The sequence below is a fragment of the Loigolactobacillus binensis genome (assembly GCF_005405165.1).
GTDB lineage: Bacteria > Bacillota > Bacilli > Lactobacillales > Lactobacillaceae > Loigolactobacillus > Loigolactobacillus binensis.
In genome coordinates, this window is record NZ_BJDN01000097.1 from 1 (window position 1) to 237 (window position 237).

The following is a 237-nucleotide window of genomic DNA, read 5'->3' on the forward strand; positions in this document are numbered from 1 at the left end:
CGGCTCTTTGTCAAATCCTGTTGATGAATAGCTTTTACAGAGTTGAAAGTCATGCGACTTTCAACTCTGTTTTTTTCATTGGTTTTGTTCTCATTTGCCGTAACTTAATACGTGAAATCATATGATGGTAATTACGGAATCCAAATGCTGTGCGTTGAATTTGTTTAATCATTCGATTCATGCCTTCGACTGGGCCATTCGTATAGTCCGATTCACTGGCGTTGAGTACAACCACTA

General features: G+C 38.8%; 1 protein-coding gene. It reads right to left on the reverse strand.

Annotation, left to right across the window (positions count from 1 at the left end; all coding sequences use genetic code 11):
• Positions 1-49: 49 nt before the first annotated feature.
• Positions 50-237, reverse strand: a 188-nt coding sequence (locus FFM78_RS13770) for a transposase (RefSeq protein ID WP_137638925.1), incomplete at its 5' end; no start/stop codon positions are given.